An 18,230-nucleotide genomic window follows, 5' to 3' on the forward strand; every position below is an offset into this window, starting at 1 on the left:
CTGCGGCCTGATGCCCTCTCCCACAGGGAGAGGGCGACAATAAGTAGTGAGTGTTTACATCACAGCTGCAAACGCCTGCGCCACGCGGTGAACGTTGCCGGCATTCAGGCCCGCCACGCACATACGGCCGCTGGCGATCAGGTAGACACCGAACTCTTCGCGCAGGCGATCGACCTGTGCCGCGCTCAGTCCGGTATAGCTGAACATCCCGCGCTGCTTGAGCAGATAATCAAAGTTATGCCCTGGCACAGCCTCTTTCAGGACGTTAACCAGCGCCTGACGCATCGACAGGATGCGCTTACGCATCGCTTCCACTTCGGCAAGCCAGGACGCTTTCAGCGTTTCGTCACCGAGAACCGTCGCCACTACCTGAGCACCAAAGTTTGGCGGGCTGGAGTAGATACGGCGCACCGTCGCTTTCAGCTGGCCCAGCACGCGGCCCGCCGCTTCGGCGTCTTCACACACCACGGACAGGCCACCAACGCGTTCACCGTACAGGGAGAAGATCTTAGAGAAGGAGTTACTCACCAGTACAGGCAGCCCGGCGCTGGCAGCGGCACGGATGGCATAGGCGTCTTCTTCCATACCCGCGCCAAAGCCCTGGTAGGCAATGTCGAGGAACGGGATCAGGTCGCGGGTCTTCAGCACCTCGATCACCGCATCCCACTGGGCATTGGTGAGATCCGCCCCGGTTGGGTTATGGCAGCATGGGTGCAGCAGCACAATACTGCGCGCTGGCAGCGTGTTCAGCTTTTCCAGCAGCGCGTCAACGCGCACGCCGTTCGTTTCGCTGTCGAACCACGGATAGGTCGCCACCTTAAAGCCCGCGCCCTCGAAGATCGCAACGTGGTTTTCCCACGTCGGGTCGCTGACCCACACGCCTGAATCCGGGAAATATTTTTTCAGGAAGTCTGCACCGACTTTCAGCGCACCCGAGCCGCCCAGCGTCTGGATAGTCGCCACGCGTTTTTGCGCGAGCACTGCGTGATCGGCGCCGAACAGCAGCGGTGCAATGGTGTTGCGATAAGCGTTTAGCCCTTCCATCGGCAGATAAAGAGACGCGCCGTGTGGAACCGCATTCAGACGCGCTTCGGCTTCGGCAACGGCTTTTAATTGAGGAATAATGCCATCCTCGTTGTAATACAGACCGATGCTGAGGTTCACTTTGTCGCTGCGAGGATCTTCTTTGAAACGCTCCATTAAGGAGAGGATAGGGTCGCCGGCATAGGCGTCAACTTTCTGAAACACGCGATGGTTCTCCGGAATTCGATGAGGCAGGGATTTCAACAATAAACCGGAAGCAGATGAAGGTCGAGAGCGATATCAGATCGGTCCCTGGATATATCGGCAAATGTGATCGATTCGCTCAGGCAGTGAGCCCCGCACGCGCAGAAAAGGAATATTTCGTGCCGACAGCTCTGCTTCATACCATACTTGCTGTCGGTGGCGAAACGCCTCGCCCTGCCGGGTGCCATCCTGCACAAACGGAAATTCATCTCCGCAAAGTACGACCAGCGCATAGTCTCGTTCAGCTAACTCCTTTAACGCCTGCGGCGCGCTGCCAAACTGATCGAGTGCGTAAAACAGGGTCGTTAAAGGTGAGGTATCACAGACCAGATAAGGCGCCGTGCAGGCTAATGCTTCCCGACGTACTTGCTCGCGGGCAATATGCAGCAAATCCTCCCGATCCAGGATACCGTTCTTCGCTTCCCAGTGTTCACGGCCATACTCTGCAACGTACGGAACGTTTAGCGTCTGCGCCAGAGCCTTTGCTAGCGTGCTTTTGCCCGTCGATTCTCCACCTAATAAGCAGATACGAAAAACAAAGCTGCGGTACACCTCTGGGGACATCATCTTACGATAACGATGAACATCAGAACGGATGAGCGTTCCCGAAGGGGCCTCTGGTCCCCGTTGACGCTGGAGACGCACGTGCGCAACCGGTCGTCCGAAACGCTGGCTCAGGACAGCGGCAAACCCGTCTCCATAGTCTTCGGCAGTAAATACCGCCTCTGGCTGACAGTGCAAAATGTCCTCACACAGCGTTGCAACATAATGCCGGTGAAGATCGTCATCAGCGTCATTCGGTGGCGGTGGCGCAAGGCCATATGCAGCCAACACATGCGGCGAAAGCACGAGGTGGCGACATTGCGGAAAGCGCGTTGTTAACCAGTTAAGCCGCTTTTCAGGTTCGTAACCGCGTATTTCCGGCGACGAATAGCTGATGATACAGACCGTCTCGCACTGCTCAAGTGCCGTATTGATAAGCGCTTCATGGCCTGCATGTAATGGTGCGAATTTGCCTACCACCAGGCCGTTGGCATACAGCGTCATTGCGCACGGATCTCCTTGCGCCACTGATACAGTCCGTGCCACGCATTAAACCAAAACACCAGATATAAACCGGCGGTCAGATACAGTTCTCTCGTCGCGTACAGCGGTACTGCCAGCGTGTTAACGGCAAGCCAGATGTACCAGTTTTCCAGACGCCGTCCCATCAACATAAACTGAGCAAGAATACTGAATGTCAAAATGATGGAGTCCAGCCAGGGGGCCCATGCGTTGGTATAGAGATGCAATATCCACCCGTACGCCGCTGCTACGCTTACGGCGCAGGCTAAAAGCATAAAAAAATGTCCCGGTCTGGTACGACGGACAGACAAGACCTCTCCATGATTGCCTTTAAGCCAATGCAGCCAGCCGGTTATGCTCGTTATGATGAAAAAGAACTGAAGGGTAACGTCAGCATAAAGCTGCACAGAATAGAAGACCCAGGCATAAAGCCCGCTACCGATGATGCCTATCCACCACGTATGGATATTGTTTCTGGCGGCCAGCCAGACGGAGAGAGCATAGGCCAGACATGCAGCGATTTCTGAAGGGGACATTATCCTTCCCTGGAATGAAATGTTAGTCGATGTACTTCATCGCCACCCGCGACGTCAGGCGGGTGATAAGTTCGTAAGCACTCACTTTAGTGATTTCAGCAATACGTTCAACGGGTAAACCTTCCCCCCACATCACCACATCGTCGCCGGGTTTATCCTGCGCTTCTGGCCCCAGATCGACGCAAATCATGTCCATCGCCACGCGGCCAACGATCTTCACCTCGCGACCGTTAACCAGCACCGGCGTACCCGTTGGTGCAGCGCGTGGATAGCCGTCGCCGTAGCCCATCGCCACCACGCCGAGACGCGTGTCGCGCTCGCTGGTCCAGGTGCCACCATAGCCCACCGGTTCACCGGCTTTGTGTTCACGCACGGCAATCAGAGTAGACACCAGAGACATCACCGGCTGGAAACCCATGTCCGGTCCCCAGGGTTTATTCTCCAGCGGCGACACGCCGTAAAGAATGATGCCCGGTCGCGCCCAGTCGAAATGCGACTGCGGCCACAGCAGAATACCGCCGGATGCGGCGATCGAGCGCATCCCCGGCTTGCCTTCGCAGAAGGTATTAAAGATATCCAGCTGTCGCTCGGTCGCACCGCACTCGGGCTCATCGGCACGGGCGAAGTGGCTGACAATATTCACCGGCTGGCGCACGTTTTTGCACCGGCATAAACGCTGATAAAACGCTTCGGCGCTTTCCGGACGCACGCCCAGACGGTGCATGCCCGTATCAAGCTTCATCCACACGGTCACCGGCTCGCTCAGCTCAGCGGTTTCCAGCGCGGCCAGCTGTTCTTCGTTGTGTACCGCCGTGTGCAGATGCTGATCCGCGATAGTTGGCAGATCGGCGGCTTCGAAAAAGCCTTCGAGGAGCAGAATCGGCTGGGTAATCCCCCCCGCGCGCAGGCGGAGGGCTTCTTCAAGACGGGCGACGCCAAAGGCGTCGGCATCGGGGAGCGTTCGCGCGGTCTCAAGAAGACCGTGTCCGTAAGCGTTCGCTTTCACGACTGCAACGAGCTTGCTGGCGGGTGCCAGTTCACGCAGACGTTGCAGGTTGTGTCGCAGAGCGCGGCGGTTAATGACAACAGTTGCCGCTTGCATTTGAATTCCTTAGAAATTACTCATCATCATATTGAGGACCGGCATAGTTGTCGAAACGCGACCACTGGCCGTTAAAGGTCAGACGCACCGTCCCGATCGGGCCGTTACGTTGTTTACCAATAATAATTTCGGCGATCCCTTTCAGGTCGCTGTTCTCGTGATAAACCTCATCACGGTAGATGAACATGATTAAGTCGGCATCCTGCTCGATCGAGCCGGATTCACGCAGGTCGGAGTTGACCGGGCGCTTGTCGGCACGTTGTTCCAGAGAGCGGTTAAGCTGCGACAGCGCCACCACCGGCACGTGCAGCTCTTTGGCTAACGCCTTGAGCGAGCGGGAAATTTCGGCGATCTCCAGCGTACGGTTGTCGGAGAGCGACGGGACGCGCATCAGCTGAAGATAGTCGATCATGATAAGGCCGATACCGCCGTGTTCGCGGGCGATACGACGCGCGCGGGAACGGACTTCCGTCGGCGTCAGGCCGGAGGAGTCATCAATATAGATGTTACGTTTTTCCAGCAGAATGCCCATGGTGCCGGAGATGCGCGCCCAGTCCTCATCGTCGAGCTGACCGGTACGGATGCGGGTCTGGTCCACGCGCGACAGCGATGCCAGAGAACGCATCATGATCTGCTCGGAGGGCATCTCAAGGCTGAAAATCAGTACCGGCTTATCCTGCAACATCGCCGCATTTTCGACGAGGTTCATCGCAAATGTCGTTTTACCCATCGACGGACGCGCGGCGACGATAATCAAATCCGACGGCTGCAGACCGGCGGTTTTCTTGTTGAGATCGTCATAGCCGGTGTTCACCCCGGTCACACCGTCGTGCGGCTGCTGGAACAGCTGTTCGATACGGGCAACGGTGGCGTCGAGGACGTCGGCGATATTTTTGGGGCCTTCGTCTTTGTTGGCGCGGCTTTCGGCGATTTTGAAGACGCGAGACTCGGCAAGGTCGAGCAGGTCTTCACTGGTGCGACCCTGCGGATCAAAACCCGCTTCGGCGATCTCATTCGCCACCGCGATCATCTCGCGGACAACGGCGCGTTCACGCACGATGTCAGCATAAGCGCTGATGTTTGCCGCACTTGGCGTGTTTTTTGACAGTTCTGCCAGATAGGCAAACCCGCCGACGCTGTCCAGCTGTCCCTGACGCTCCAGCGATTCCGCGAGGGTGATCAGGTCAATCGGGCTACCCGACTCCTGCAGGCGCGCCATTTCGGTAAAGATATGACGGTGCGGACGGGTGTAGAAATCCTCAGACACCACGCGCTCGGCGACGTCGTCCCAGCGCTCGTTATCCAGCATTAAACCGCCCAACACCGACTGTTCCGCTTCAATCGAGTGCGGCGGGACTTTTAACCCTGCGACCTGGAAATCACGCTCGCGAGGTTCAGTCTGTTTGTTGAAGGGTTTGTTTCCTGCCATAGTGAATGGAGTTACCGAGATAAAGAGTGGGTCGAAAGATTACCACATTCTGGAGGAAGCATGGCAACACGTATTGAATTTCACAAGCATGGTGGCCCTGACGTACTCAACGCGGTGGAGTTCACCCCCACCGCGCCTGGCGAAAACGAAGTGCAGGTTGAAAACAAAGCCATCGGCATAAACTACATCGACACCTATATTCGCGGCGGGCTCTACCCGCCTCCGTCGATGCCGAGCGGACTGGGCACCGAGGCGGCCGGAGTCGTCGTCAAAGTGGGCAGCGCGGTTAAGCATCTTAAAGAGGGCGACCGCGTGGTGTATGCGCAATCTGCGCTGGGCGCTTACAGTTCCGTCCACAACGTCCCGGCGGATAAAGCCGCCCTGCTGCCCAACGCCATCTCCTTTGAGCAGGCGGCGGCCTCCTTTCTGAAAGGGTTAACCGTTTACTACCTGCTGCGCAAAACCTATGAAATTAAACCCGACGAGCAGTTCCTGTTTCATGCCGCGGCGGGTGGCGTCGGGCTCATCGCCTGTCAGTGGGCAAAAGCGCTGGGCGCAAAACTGATCGGCACCGTGGGCAATGCCCAAAAAGCCCAGCGCGCGCTGCAGGCGGGCGCCTGGCAGGTGATTAACTACCGTGAAGAGAGCATTGTCGAACGGCTGAAGGAGATCACCAGCGGCAAAAAGGTGCGCGTGGTGTATGACTCGGTAGGGAAAGACACCTGGGAAGCGTCGCTGGACTGCCTGCAGCGTCGTGGGCTGATGGTGAGCTTCGGGAATGCGTCAGGCGCAGTCACCGGCGTGAATCTGGGCATCCTTAACCAGAAAGGCTCGCTGTACGTCACGCGCCCTTCCCTGCAAGGCTACATCACCAACCGGGAAGAACTTGAGGAAGCCAGCAACGAGCTGTTCTCGCTGATCGCCAGCGGCGTCATTAAGGTGGATGTGGCAGAAGCGCAGAAATACCCGCTAGCCGATGCGCAGCGCGCGCATGAGGTGCTGGAGAGCCGGGCAACGCAGGGGTCGAGTTTATTGATTCCCTGAGCCCCAAAAAGAAATTGGGCTTCCCGTGGGAAGCCCTTTCTTTTTTTAGTTCGGCTGTATGTAGGGTACAGCGCGATGAATTCTTTAACGGCAGTCATAGTGACAGATTCGATAAGTAAATCCTATTCTGTTCTAAGCCAGGCTGCCGGAAAAGTTACAACTCTGTGACGAACCCCTCAATACCTTAGTAACGGAAGCGGTTATTGCGCTGATAACTGGGCACTTTTGGCGATTTAATCGCCCGTATCACCCACACCGCCGCGACGGCCAGCAGTAACCACGGCAGCAGTTTGATCGTCAGGGCAAACAATCCGCCAATAAACATGACGACCGTCGCCACCACGATAGCCGCCAGAATGCCGAGCAGCGAAATGCCCGTTGCTAACAGCATGACAAAAAAGCCAATCACAAAAAGTAGTTCCAGCATGGTGCTCTCCCACGAGTTCCCGAATGATGCAGCAAACATTACAAGAATCATGCCAGACATAACGTGTTGTTCTTAAAGCAAAACGCCCCGCGAGAATTCGCAGGGCGTGGTGAATTTGACGAACTTTTAGCGAAAGTTATCGCTTGTCCGCCACCAGGCGCAACGCATGTTCCAGCACCTCAATATCGGCCCCGGCTTTATGGGCGTTTTCGCTCAGGTAGCGACGCCACTGACGCGCGCCCGGAATGCCCTGGAACAGCCCAAGCATATGGCGAGTGATATGGCCGAGATACGTACCGTTGCTCAGCTCGCGCTCAATGTAAGGATACATCGCACGCACGACGCCAACCGGATCGGTGTCTGCACCTTCGATGCCAAAGATTTCGCGATCGACCGTCGCCAGAATGCCCGGGTTCTGATACGCCTCGCGCCCGACCATCACCCCATCCATATGTTCAAGATGCGCTTTGGCCTCTTCCAGCGACTTGATGCCGCCGTTAATGGACATCGTCAGGTGCGGGAAGTCACGCTTCAGCTGATACACGCGCGGGTAGTCCAGCGGCGGGATCTCACGGTTCTCTTTCGGGCTCAGGCCGGAGAGCCAGGCTTTTCGCGCGTGGATGATGAACATCTCGCATTCGCCCTTGCCGGAGACCGTATTGATGAAATCGCACAGGAATTCGTAGCTGTCCTGGTCGTCAATCCCGATACGGGTTTTGACCGTTACCGGAATGGAAACGACGTCGCGCATCGCCTTGATACAGTCCGCCACCAGCTGCGCGTTCCCCATCAGGCAGGCGCCGAACATGCCGTTTTGCACGCGATCGGACGGGCAGCCAACGTTGAGGTTGATCTCGTCGTAGCCGCGCGCTTCAGCCAGCTTCGCGCACTGCGCCAGCGCGGCCGGATCGCTGCCGCCCAGCTGCAGGGCAACCGGATGCTCTTCTTCGCTATAGGCCAGATAGTCGCCCTTGCCGTGAATGATTGCGCCTGTGGTCACCATTTCGGTGTACAGCAGCGTACGGCGGGAGAGCTGGCGCAGGAAATAGCGGCAGTGTCTGTCCGTCCAGTCGAGCATTGGCGCAATGGAAAAACGGTGTGCAGGGAAAACGGTCTGTAATTCTGACGACATGGCGAAGTTTTAAGCATCTGGTGGAAAAGGGGCGCTACTATAGCACAAAGAAAAGCCGGAGGCGCAGCGCCTCCGGTGGACTTTAGAACGTCATGCTCAGCTGAGCCCCTGCGCCCCAGGTTTCGTCTTCACCGTACAGGCCCATCAGGTCAACATGCACGGTGCTAAACGGCGCGAAACCGACACCGCCGGTAAAGACATTGCTGTCGTTACCCTTCACGTCGGCACGATAACCCGCACGCACCGCCAGCCAGCTCAGCGGCGTCACCTCGGCACCGACACCCACGTACTGCGATGTATCTTCGCTCTTGAAGCCTTTGGTTTCGGTCAGATCGCCATCGGCGGTCAGCGTCACCAGGTCGTTGTGCCAGGCAGCACCGGCGGTCACCAGCGGACGGATCTGATAGGTGTCTTTATAGCTCACCACTTCTCCCGTACGGCCGTTGCGAATACGGATGTCTTTGGTGTCGATATCACGCGACATCAGGTTTTGTCCGCTCACGCCCACGGTCCAGTGTTCGCCGAAATCGGCCGCAATACCGGCATCCACGTTGAAGCCCGTATCGTCAGTGCGGTAGCGGCTGTCGTTCCACTTGTTACTGTCATAATCGTAGATTGACGTGGTGTAGTTATAGACCCAGGTTTTTTGCAGTTTTGGCGTAACCCCCACGGAAACCGGGACGCCACCCAGATCGAACTGACGGGCAACAGCAACACCGTAATCGGAGACTATCGCCGCCCGGCCGGATGCCGTTGAGTTGAGGTTTTTGGTGATCTGATCCGTACCATTCAGCGCAGCGTCCAGCGCGACACCGGCAGCCACGACATTGCTTCGTTGAATACGGCGAAGGTAATCAATATCTTGCTGATCGATAGACGAGCTCACCCGGCCATGGGCATAGCCTTTCGCCATGAAGGCTACCGAAAGGACATCGTTAGGGATACTCACCGCAAGCCCTGCCCCTGCCGTTGCGCGTGCGGTTTTGCCTTTGAGATAGTCCAGCTCATCGGCCAGATCTTTGGCCGCGCCCTGGAATTGATTAATGGAACCTAATGGATTGGTGATAATTTCTCGTGGCGTGAGATTATCAACCACATCCTTGTAGTGATTAATTTTGTCGTTGATGTTATCAATCTCGTCCTGAAGATTGTCTTCATCCGTGATTTGCGCGCCAACCGAAGGCAATATGACCGTCACATCATCGTCCGGTTTTGCCTTTGCCAGCAGCGCGGGGTTGATTAACGCCCCACTGCCATAGCTTCCCGAAGCCACGCCGGTGCCACCCATTGCGTCGCTGCGTGATTCTGTCCAGGTATTGGCTGCTCCCGCCTGATTTGCCATAAACAAGGAGACAGCAATGCTAACCACCGAAAATTTAAAATTTTTTTTCACAGTATGCCCGTTATAGTCTGTTATGAAATAACCCCTGTCTGTTATCACCCAAACAGGAACGAACTATTGCTGTGAATAAGTAGTAAAAGACCCGCTATTTCTTTCCCTAAGTAAAACTCCCTTACGGCCTGTTATATTTTGTGACGGCCCTCAATATTTATAGAAGAGGAAATTATTTTTTCCCAGGTTTTCCATCATGCGGTCCAAAAAACTGCGGGGGATGATCTACCCAGCGATCTTCCCGCGTGGCGGCATACACGGGGTTGAGCGGGTAGTAGATGCGGTTGTGCTTCTTGTTGGCCTCGCCAACGACCAGGAGCCGAACCTCATCGTCCGTGTTGTTGATAAAGGTATGGCAGATGCCGGTTCCGGCGGGAAAACCTACGCTATCGCCAGGCTCCAGTTTCCACAAGTAGCCGTTAATCCAGGCTTCAGGGTAGCCTTCGAGCACGTAAACAAACTCTTCTTCGTCGCTCTCCGCATGCGGATAGGACGTTCTGCGCCCAGGCGGCAGGCGCTCATGATGGATGCCAATACGCCCGAGCCCAAGCTTGCGAGCCAGCGGAGCACCAATGGAAAACAGCTCATCGCTGTCGGGGTAGGTCGAGTCATCCGCGCCTTCCACGTCGCGCCAGTGTCGAATGCAGTCAGGTCTTTTCATTCTGGTTCTCCCGGTTTTCGATGGGTCAGGTATAGCACAGACTGGCGGATCTCGGTGTTTTTAGCAGAACATGATAAAGTGAAGGTTTTCCGTCCTATAACATCCGGGGTGCTACATGGATAAGTCCACAAAAGAGCTGTTAGCGCAGGCCGAAAAGCTGTGTGCGCAACGCAATGTGCGCCTGACTCCGCAGCGCCTTGAAGTATTACGTCTGATGAGCCTGCAGCAGGGTGCCATCAGCGCCTACGATCTGCTGGATCTGCTCCGCGAAAGCGAGCCGCAGGCAAAGCCGCCGACGGTCTATCGCGCTCTGGATTTCCTGCTTGAACAAGGGTTCGTGCACAAGGTGGAATCCACCAACAGCTATGTGCTATGCCATCTGTTCGATCAGCCCACCCACACATCGGCGATGTTTATCTGTGACCGCTGCGGCGTGGTGAAGGAAGAGGCTGCGGAAGGCGTGGAAGATATTATGCATACGCTGGCAGCGAAAATGGGCTTTGCCCTGCGTCATAACGTGATTGAAGCGCACGGGCTCTGTTCCGCGTGCGTGGAGGTGGAAGCCTGTCGCCATCAGGACGCGTGTCAGCACGACCACTCTATCCTGGTGAAGAAAAAGCCGCGTTAGCGGCAAAAGCAAAGGCGGCTCATGGCCGCCCTCAGGGTGTACTTCCTTGTACTTTCGGGTGTAGCCCGGTTACCAGCGGTAGTCGTTGCGTTTTTCCCAGTCGCCCACTTCTTTTTCCGCCTGGTCTTTTGCGTAGCCGTAACGCTCCTGGATTTTACCGACAAGCTGATCTCGTTTACCTTCGATGACGGTCATGTCGTCATCCGTCAGCTTACCCCACTGTTCTTTCGCTTTACCTTTGAACTGCTTCCAGTTGCCGCCGATTTCGTCTTTATTCATCATCGTGTCCTCTTCGTTAAGCGTCGGGTCGTAACGTCCGTTACGTTCTTTTCTGCTGGACGTGATAATTATTGTAGTTAAGGATTCCGTGGTTAATTTCATATTCGGAATCTTTAACCGTCACGATATATCGGAGCGCGAGGGAAACCAGGTATTGTTTTGCCAGTGCCGGTGCCAGATAAACGCCAGCGATAACCCGCGCAGCGAGAGGAAGACGGCCAGGGCCAGCCACAGGCCATGATTACCCAGCCAGGGGAGCGTCAGCAGCGTCAGGCCAAATCCGGCCGCCGCGACAGCCATACTGTTGCGCATTTCGGCTCCGCGCGTCGCCCCAATAAACATGCCGTCCAGCAGATAACACCAGACGCCAACAACCGGTAAGACGACTTGCCAGATCAGATAGTGGCTCGCCAGCTCGCGCAGCGCAGGGAGAGAGGTAAGCAATGCAACGATTTGCTCACCGAAGCAGGCGTAAACCAGACCAAAGGCCAGCGCCACCAGCCCCGACTGACGGCAGGCAGCCCGCCAGACCTCCCGTAGCTGCCCGCTTTCGCGCGCGCCGTACGCCTGTCCGGAATGCGCTTCAACCGCGTAGGCAAAGCCGTCCAGCGCATAGGCGGTAAAGGTCAGAAGCGTCATCAATACCGCATTCACCGCAACGATTTCCGGCCCCAGTCGAGCCCCGAAAACCGTCAGCGCACCAAAGCAGAGCTGAAGAAGAAGCGAGCGCAACATGATGTCACGGTTGAGCGCCAGCAGCTTACGGATATTGCCGCGCCATGCGGTTTTGAGCAGCGCCAGGGAGATCCCGCGCATGGCCAGCACACGCCGGACCATCCACAAGCCAATGATAAAGGTCCCGTATTCGGCAATCGCCGTCGCCAGCGCCGCGCCCTGCACGTTCATATGCAGACCCATGACCAGCCAGACGTCCAGAACAATGTTGAGCAGGTTACCCACCACCAGCAAAATCACGGGCGCGCGGGCGTACTGCACGCCCAGTAGCCACCCCAGCAGAACCAGATTTGCCAGCGAGGCGGGTGCGCTGAGCCAGCGGATTTCCAGGAACCGTCGCGCCTGCGCCAGTACCGCTTCGCTGCCACCGACAATATGAAGCGCAAGATCGATCAGGGAGGCCCGCAATACAACGATTAACGCACCCGCGCCAAGCGCGAGGATCAGCGGCTGCACCAGTGCGCGCGCCAGACGCAGCGGATCTTTCGCGCCATAAGCCTGTGCGGTAAGACCGGTGGTACTCATGCGCAAAAAGAGCAGCAGCATAAACAGGAAGCTGGTTGCCGTCGCGCCAATCGCCACGCCGCCAAGATAAACCGGTGAATCAAGATGGCCTATAACGGCAGTATCGACCAGCCCCAGCAAGGGCACGGTAATATTGGAGAAAATCATCGGCAGGGCAAGACGCCACAATGCCTTGTCGGATGCCGTCAGCAGTGACATGAAAGATACCGGGAGTGGGGAATGAATCAGGCTACAGCGGTGCCATAGCCTGTCAGGAAGAGATTACAGCCATTCACCGTTGCGAATCACGCCTACCGCCAGACCTTCAATAGAGAAGCTCTGTTCGCGGAGGTCGACCACAATCGGGGTGAACTCGCTGTTTTCGGGCAGCAACTGAACAGTGTTACCCTGCTTTTTCAGACGCTTAACGGTCACTTCGTCATCAATGCGTGCGACCACGACCTGGCCGTTTCGCACGTCCTGGGTTTTATGCACCGCAAGCAGATCGCCATCAAGAATGCCGATGTCTTTCATCGACATGCCGCTGACGCGCAGCAGGAAATCAGCGCTCGGTTTGAACATGCCGGGATCGACCTGGTAGTGACCTTCAATATGCTGTTGTGCCAGCAGCGGCTCACCTGCAGCAACGCGGCCTATCAGCGGAATGCCCGTCTCTTCTTCCACCAGCAGGCGGATACCACGCGACGCGCCTGACACAATCTCAATCACACCCTTACGCGCCAGCGCTTTCAGGTGTTCCTCGGCAGCATTCGGAGAACGGAAGCCCAGACGCTGCGCGATTTCCGCACGCGTGGGTGGCATACCCGTCTGGCCGATATGATCCCGAATGAGATCAAACACCTCTTGCTGCCTGGTCGTTAACGCTTTCATTCCGCCCCCTGGGTGTATATACAGTTATGCTGTGAGTATATACAGTCAAAGGCGATTTTGGAACCAAAAACTGCACAAAAAACCAGGGACTTAATTATTCCTCGAGGCTCATCGGAAATGTGACCAAAGCAGGGTGACCCAGGTGATAACGGCAGTGATAATCGCCAGCAACACGGCAGCAGAGCCCATGTCTTTTGCACGGCCAGAAAGCTCATGGAAATCGGAACCAATGCGATCAACAACGGCCTCAATAGCGCTATTAAGAATTTCCACTATCATCACCAGAAGTACGGAACCGATAAGCAGTACGCGGGTAATCGCATCAACATCAAGGAAACAGGCGACGATCACCGCGATGATAGCGGCGACGCCCTCCTGGCGAAAAGCGGCTTCGTTGACCCATGCGGCACGGAAACCTTTCCATGAATAGCCGGCGGCTTTGATGATACGTGTTAACCCAGTGGTATTATTGGCCATTAAAAGAACCTTTTTTAAAAAAGAGCGTCATTAACATGAGGCGGAGCGCGTTTCGCTACAGCCTGAAGTATGACGGGTAACAACAGAAATTTTGCGCGCTTTCTGTTATCCTTGCGCCGCAATTGCATTATTAACCAGAGGCTTTACATCGTTTATGTCCGGCTGGCCACGAATTTACTACAAATTACTTAATTTACCATTAAGCATCCTGGTAAAAAGCAAGTCTATCCCAGCAGAACCCGCGCTGGAACTGGGGCTCGATACGTCGCGCCCTATTATGTACGTTTTGCCTTATAACTCGAAGGCAGACTTACTGACGCTTCGCGCCCAGTGTCTGGCGCATGACTTACCTGACCCGCTTGAACCGCTGGAAGTTGACGGTACGCTGCTGCCGCGCTACGTCTTCATCCACGGCGGGCCGCGCGTGTTTACCTATTACACGCCGAAAGAAGAGTCCATCAAGCTGTTCCATGACTATCTCGACCTGCACCGCAGCAACCCCGATCTGGATGTGCAGATGGTGCCGGTATCGGTGATGTTTGGTCGTCGTCCGGGTCGTGAAAAAGGCGAAGAGAATCCGCCGCTGCGCATGCTTAACGGCATCCAGAAGTTCTTCGCGGTCTCCTGGCTGGGACGCGACAGCTTTGTGCGCTTCTCCCCTTCCGTTTCGCTGCGTCGCATGGCGGATGAGCACGGCACCGACAAGATCATCGCGCAAAAACTGGCGCGCGTGGCGCGTATGCACTTCGCCCGTCAGCGCCTGGCGGCCGTAGGGCCACGCCTCCCGGCGCGTCAGGATCTGTTCAACAAGCTGCTGGCTTCAAAAGCGATTGCCCGCGCCGTTGAAGATGAAGCGCGCAGCAAGAAAATTTCGCATGAGAAAGCTCAGCAGAACGCCATTGCGCTGATGGAAGAGATCGCAGCGAACTTCTCTTACGAGATGATTCGCCTGTCCGATCGTATTCTCGGCTTTACCTGGAACCGCCTGTATCAGGGCATCAACGTGCATAACGCTGAGCGTGTACGTCAGCTGGCGCACGATGGCCATGAGATTGTCTATGTCCCCTGCCACCGCAGCCACATGGACTACCTGCTCCTTTCCTACGTGCTCTATCACCAGGGGCTGGTGCCACCGCACATCGCAGCCGGTATCAACCTGAACTTCTGGCCCGCGGGCCCGATTTTCCGTCGCCTGGGCGCGTTCTTTATTCGTCGTACCTTCAAGGGCAACAAGCTCTACTCCACCGTGTTCCGCGAGTATCTTGGCGAGCTGTTCAGCCGCGGCTATTCCGTGGAGTACTTCGTGGAGGGCGGTCGTTCCCGTACCGGTCGTCTGCTCGATCCGAAGACCGGCACGCTGTCGATGACCATCCAGGCCATGCTGCGCGGAGGCACCCGTCCGATCACGCTGGTGCCTATCTACATCGGCTACGAGCACGTGATGGAAGTGGGCACGTACGCGAAAGAGCTGCGCGGTGCGACCAAAGAGAAAGAGAGCCTGCCGCAGATGCTGCGCGGCTTGAGCAAGCTGCGTAATCTCGGTCAGGGCTACGTGAACTTCGGCGAGCCGATGCCGCTGATGACCTACCTGAACCATCATGTGCCGGAATGGCGCGAGTCCATCGATCCTATCGAAGCGGTGCGTCCGGCCTGGTTAACGCCAACGGTTAACGGCATCGCATCCGAGCTGATGGTGCGCATTAACAACGCCGGTGCGGCTAACGCCATGAACCTCTGCTGTACGGCACTTCTGGCTTCGCGTCAGCGCTCGCTGACCCGTGAACAGCTCACGGAGCAGCTGGATTGTTATCTGGATATGATGCGTAACGTGCCGTATTCGGTTGATTCGACCGTGCCTTCTGCAACCGCCAGTGAACTTATCGATCACGCGTTGCAGATGAACAAGTTTGAAGTCGAAAAAGACACGATCGGCGACATCATCATTCTGCCGCGCGAGCAGGCCGTTCTGATGACCTACTACCGCAACAACATCACGCATATGCTGATGCTGCCGTCGCTCATGGCCGCCATTATTACCCAGCATCGTCATATCTCCCGTCAGGAGCTATTGCGCCATCTTGAGACCATCTATCCGATGCTGAAAGCGGAGCTGTTCCTGCGCTGGAGTAAGGATGAGCTGGCGACAGAACTGGATAAGATGACGGAAGAGATGCGTCGCCAGGGGCTGATTACCCTGAACAACGACGAGCTGCACATCAATCCGTCACGCTCCCGCACCCTGCAACTGCTGGCGGCCGGTGCGCGCGAAACGCTGCAGCGCTACGCCATCACGTTCTGGCTGCTGAGCGCGAACCCGTCCATCAACCGCGGTACGCTGGAGAAAGAGAGCCGGACGCTGGCCCAGCGCCTGTCCGTTCTGCACGGCATTAACGCCCCTGAATTCTTCGACAAAGCGGTCTTCAGTTCTCTGGTGCTGACGCTGCGCGATGAAGGCTTCATCAGCGATACGGGTGATGCCGAGCCGGAAGAGACGTTGAAGGTGTACCAGATGCTGGCAGAGCTGATTACCTCGGACGTGCGCTTAACGATTGAGAGCGCCACGCAGGGCGAGTAACACAATGCCGGGTTATGGCCCGGCCTGACGCCCTGGATAATAAAAAGGCCCGGTAAGCGCTGACGCTACCGGGCCTTTTTTTGCCTTGTTAAATCATTGCATTTAGCTGAGCAGCGTAAAGGCAATCATCCCGACAATTGCACCCGTCGTGCCGAGGATAGTTTCCATCAGCGTCCAGGTTTTCAGGGTTTGCGCTTCGGTGGCGCCGGTAAACTTACCGAACAGCCAGAAGCCCGCGTCGTTAACGTGAGAGACCACAATCGAACCGCCCGCGATACAGATAGAGAGGGCAGCCATCTGGGCCCCGGAGTAGTTCAGCTGTTCAATCACCGGCATCACCAGACCCACGGCGGTTAAACACGCCACGGTGGCGGAACCCTGGATGATACGCACCGCCGCAGCCAGCACAAAGCAGGTGACCGCAATCGGCAAGCCCATCCCGGTCAGCGCTTCGCCCAGAGCCGGGCCCACGCCGGAATCCACCAGCACCTGCTTGAATACGCCGCCTGCACCGATCACCAGCAGGATAATCCCCGCAGGCTGCAGCGCCGCACCGCAGATCTCCATCACCCGGTCTTTTGGCATCCCCTGACGCATCGCCAGGCCGTAAATCGCCACCAGGCACGCCACCAGGATCGCCGTGAACGGATGACCAATGAACTCAAACCATTCGTAGGCGGTAGAACCGACCGGCACAAAGCGCGCGGCGATGGTTTTCAGGCCCACCAGCACCAGCGGCAGCAGGATCAGCGACAGGCTGAAGCCGAAGGATGGCATTTTGCCCTCGCCCAGGTGCGGCTCGGTAATGTCGTCCGGAATGTGCAGCTCAACGTAACGGCTGATGAAGTTGCCCCACAGCGGACCGGCGATAATCATCCCCGGGATTGCCGCGCACAGGCCAATCAGGATCATCCAGCCAAAGTCGGCGTGCATCTGGGAAGCCAGCAGCATCGGGGCAGGCCCCGGCAGCAGAAACGCTGCGGCCGCCGCCACGCCCGCAAACAGCGGAATGACCAGCTTCACGAGGTTAGTGCCGGTATGGCGCGCCATGGAGAAGGCGACGCTTATCAGCAGCACAACGGCCACTTCGAAGAACAGCGGCAGCGCGCAAATCAGCCCTGCCAGACCAATCGCGTAGTGCGCGCGGCTGTGGCCAAAGGATTTCAGCATCTTGACGGCAATCTGGTCGACCGCGCCCGTCTCGTGCAAAATCTTGCCAAACATCGCGCCCAGCGCGACCACAATCGCCAGGAAGCCCAGCGTACCGCCCATCCCTTTTTCCATCGTCGCGGCGATCTTGTCGAGCGGCATACCGGAAAAGAGACCAGCACCAATAGAAACCACCATCAAAGCAACAAAGGCGTGCATGCGCGCCTTCATCACTAAAAACAACAGCAGCAATACCGAACCTACTGCTGTCAAAACTAGCGTTAATGTACTCAAAACTTACTGCCTTTTATTAATGACCTCGATGGTGCTGGCAACAACACCCTCCAGTGACTGATCGATATCAACCACTAAGACGTCTTTTTCGTCTTCACCCGGCTCCTGCAGCGCTTCAAACTGCGTCACCAGCATCTGGGTTTTGAAGAAGTGACCTTTACGCGCCTTCAGGCGGCTTTCAATCACCTCGAAATCCCCTTTCAGGTAGATGAAAGAGAGGTTCGGGTTGCCGTCGCGCAGCAGATCGCGGTAGGTTTTTTTCAGCGCGGAGCAGACGATCAGGGAGACTTTGTTGGTGCGCTGCATCGCGAACGCGGCGTCGTTCAGCGCCTGCAACCACGGTTTGCGGTCGTCGTCGTTCAGCGGCTCGCCGGAGGCCATTTTCATGATGTTGCTGCGCGGATGGAGGAAGTCGCCATCAAGAAACGCAGCCTGGAGTTGATGCGCCACTTCGCTGGCCACGGCTGATTTCCCGCTACCGGAAACGCCCATCAGGACGTAGACGTGGTGATCGTGATTAGTCGTGCTCAAAGGGTGTCCCTCAGTCAATTGTTACGGGTAACAGTTATCGGTAACATTGTCCTGCCGGGGCAAAAGAGAAGCAATATCCAAACGTGCGCGA

Annotated in this window: 18 protein-coding genes; 3 read left to right on the plus strand and 15 right to left on the minus strand. The window is 56.6% G+C overall.

What is annotated here, in order from left to right; genetic code table 11:
* Positions 1–54: 54 nt before the first annotated feature.
* The 5 genes from tyrB to dnaB all read right to left on the minus strand — a co-directional run bounded on the left by tyrB (position 55) and on the right by dnaB (position 5,419).
* On the minus strand, positions 55–1,248 hold the full coding sequence (gene tyrB, locus HMPREF3143_RS05090) for an aromatic amino acid transaminase (RefSeq protein WP_063453163.1): 1,194 nt from the start codon (positions 1,246–1,248) through the stop codon (positions 55–57).
* 75 nt (positions 1,249–1,323) lie between these two features.
* Positions 1,324–2,334, minus strand: coding sequence for an AAA family ATPase (locus HMPREF3143_RS05095; protein ID WP_008503378.1), 1,011 nt, complete (start codon positions 2,332–2,334; stop codon positions 1,324–1,326).
* Positions 2,331–2,888 (minus strand): nicotinamide riboside transporter PnuC, encoded by a 558-nt coding sequence (gene pnuC, locus HMPREF3143_RS05100; RefSeq protein WP_032656782.1) that lies wholly within the window; start codon positions 2,886–2,888, stop codon positions 2,331–2,333. The genes HMPREF3143_RS05095 and pnuC overlap by 4 nt, the downstream gene beginning before the upstream one ends.
* Positions 2,889–2,910: 22 nt before the next feature.
* The gene (alr, locus tag HMPREF3143_RS05105) at positions 2,911–3,990 is read right to left on the minus strand and encodes an alanine racemase (RefSeq protein WP_008503376.1); all 1,080 of its coding nucleotides are present in this window, start codon (positions 3,988–3,990) and stop codon (positions 2,911–2,913) included.
* 16 nt (positions 3,991–4,006) lie between these two features.
* Positions 4,007–5,419 (minus strand): replicative DNA helicase, encoded by a 1,413-nt coding sequence (gene dnaB, locus HMPREF3143_RS05110; protein ID WP_070532006.1) that lies wholly within the window; start codon positions 5,417–5,419, stop codon positions 4,007–4,009.
* Positions 5,420–5,479: 60 nt separating this feature from the next.
* Between dnaB and HMPREF3143_RS05115 the strand changes: the two genes are divergently transcribed.
* On the plus strand, positions 5,480–6,463 hold the full coding sequence (locus HMPREF3143_RS05115) for a quinone oxidoreductase (RefSeq protein ID WP_070532009.1): 984 nt from the start codon (positions 5,480–5,482) through the stop codon (positions 6,461–6,463).
* A gap of 184 nt (positions 6,464–6,647) precedes the next feature.
* Here the strand turns inward: HMPREF3143_RS05115 and pspG are convergent, their stop codons facing one another.
* The 4 genes from pspG to HMPREF3143_RS05135 form a co-directional block, all read right to left on the minus strand.
* Complete coding sequence (pspG, locus tag HMPREF3143_RS05120; protein WP_023293521.1) at positions 6,648–6,890, minus strand: envelope stress response protein PspG; 243 nt, start codon at positions 6,888–6,890, stop codon at positions 6,648–6,650.
* A gap of 136 nt (positions 6,891–7,026) precedes the next feature.
* Positions 7,027–8,022, minus strand: a complete 996-nt coding sequence (dusA, locus tag HMPREF3143_RS05125) for a tRNA dihydrouridine(20/20a) synthase DusA (protein WP_059363913.1) — start codon at positions 8,020–8,022, stop codon at positions 7,027–7,029.
* Between the two features lie 82 nt (positions 8,023–8,104).
* Entirely contained in the window at positions 8,105–9,415 is a 1,311-nt protein-coding gene (locus HMPREF3143_RS05130) for a conjugal transfer protein TraF (protein ID WP_021242754.1), read from the minus strand.
* A 172-nt stretch (positions 9,416–9,587) separates the two neighbouring features.
* Positions 9,588–10,076, minus strand: a complete 489-nt coding sequence (locus HMPREF3143_RS05135; RefSeq protein WP_008503370.1) for a cupin domain-containing protein — start codon at positions 10,074–10,076, stop codon at positions 9,588–9,590.
* 115 nt (positions 10,077–10,191) lie between these two features.
* Here HMPREF3143_RS05135 and zur point away from each other — a divergent pair, with 115 nt between their 5' ends.
* On the plus strand, positions 10,192–10,704 hold the full coding sequence (gene zur, locus HMPREF3143_RS05140; RefSeq protein ID WP_008503369.1) for a zinc uptake transcriptional repressor Zur: 513 nt from the start codon (positions 10,192–10,194) through the stop codon (positions 10,702–10,704).
* Between the two features lie 69 nt (positions 10,705–10,773).
* Here the strand turns inward: zur and HMPREF3143_RS05145 are convergent, their stop codons facing one another.
* From HMPREF3143_RS05145 to HMPREF3143_RS05160, 4 genes are all read right to left on the minus strand, one after another.
* Complete coding sequence (locus HMPREF3143_RS05145; RefSeq protein ID WP_014830284.1) at positions 10,774–10,983, minus strand: CsbD family protein; 210 nt, start codon at positions 10,981–10,983, stop codon at positions 10,774–10,776.
* 120 nt (positions 10,984–11,103) lie between these two features.
* Positions 11,104–12,441, minus strand: coding sequence for an MATE family efflux transporter DinF (gene dinF, locus HMPREF3143_RS05150; RefSeq protein ID WP_070532012.1), 1,338 nt, complete (start codon positions 12,439–12,441; stop codon positions 11,104–11,106).
* 63 nt (positions 12,442–12,504) lie between these two features.
* Complete coding sequence (lexA, locus tag HMPREF3143_RS05155) at positions 12,505–13,113, minus strand: transcriptional repressor LexA (protein ID WP_008503366.1); 609 nt, start codon at positions 13,111–13,113, stop codon at positions 12,505–12,507.
* A gap of 108 nt (positions 13,114–13,221) precedes the next feature.
* On the minus strand, positions 13,222–13,590 hold the full coding sequence (locus HMPREF3143_RS05160; protein WP_021242750.1) for a diacylglycerol kinase: 369 nt from the start codon (positions 13,588–13,590) through the stop codon (positions 13,222–13,224).
* A 154-nt stretch (positions 13,591–13,744) separates the two neighbouring features.
* Between HMPREF3143_RS05160 and plsB the strand changes: the two genes are divergently transcribed.
* Positions 13,745–16,165 (plus strand): glycerol-3-phosphate 1-O-acyltransferase PlsB, encoded by a 2,421-nt coding sequence (gene plsB / locus HMPREF3143_RS05165; RefSeq protein WP_021242749.1) that lies wholly within the window; start codon positions 13,745–13,747, stop codon positions 16,163–16,165.
* 102 nt (positions 16,166–16,267) lie between these two features.
* On the opposite strand, the gene gntU is transcribed toward plsB, so the two are convergent.
* On the minus strand, positions 16,268–17,608 hold the full coding sequence (gene gntU, locus HMPREF3143_RS05170; protein WP_014833577.1) for a gluconate transporter: 1,341 nt from the start codon (positions 17,606–17,608) through the stop codon (positions 16,268–16,270).
* Positions 17,609–17,611: 3 nt separating this feature from the next.
* Positions 17,612–18,139: a gluconokinase gene (gene gntK / locus HMPREF3143_RS05175; protein ID WP_008503362.1), complete on the minus strand. Its 528-nt coding sequence runs from the start codon at positions 18,137–18,139 to the stop codon at positions 17,612–17,614.
* Positions 18,140–18,230: the final 91 nt, after the last annotated feature.

This window comes from Enterobacter sp. HMSC16D10, assembly GCF_001807145.1.
GTDB classification, from domain to species: Bacteria; Pseudomonadota; Gammaproteobacteria; order Enterobacterales; family Enterobacteriaceae; genus Enterobacter; species Enterobacter roggenkampii.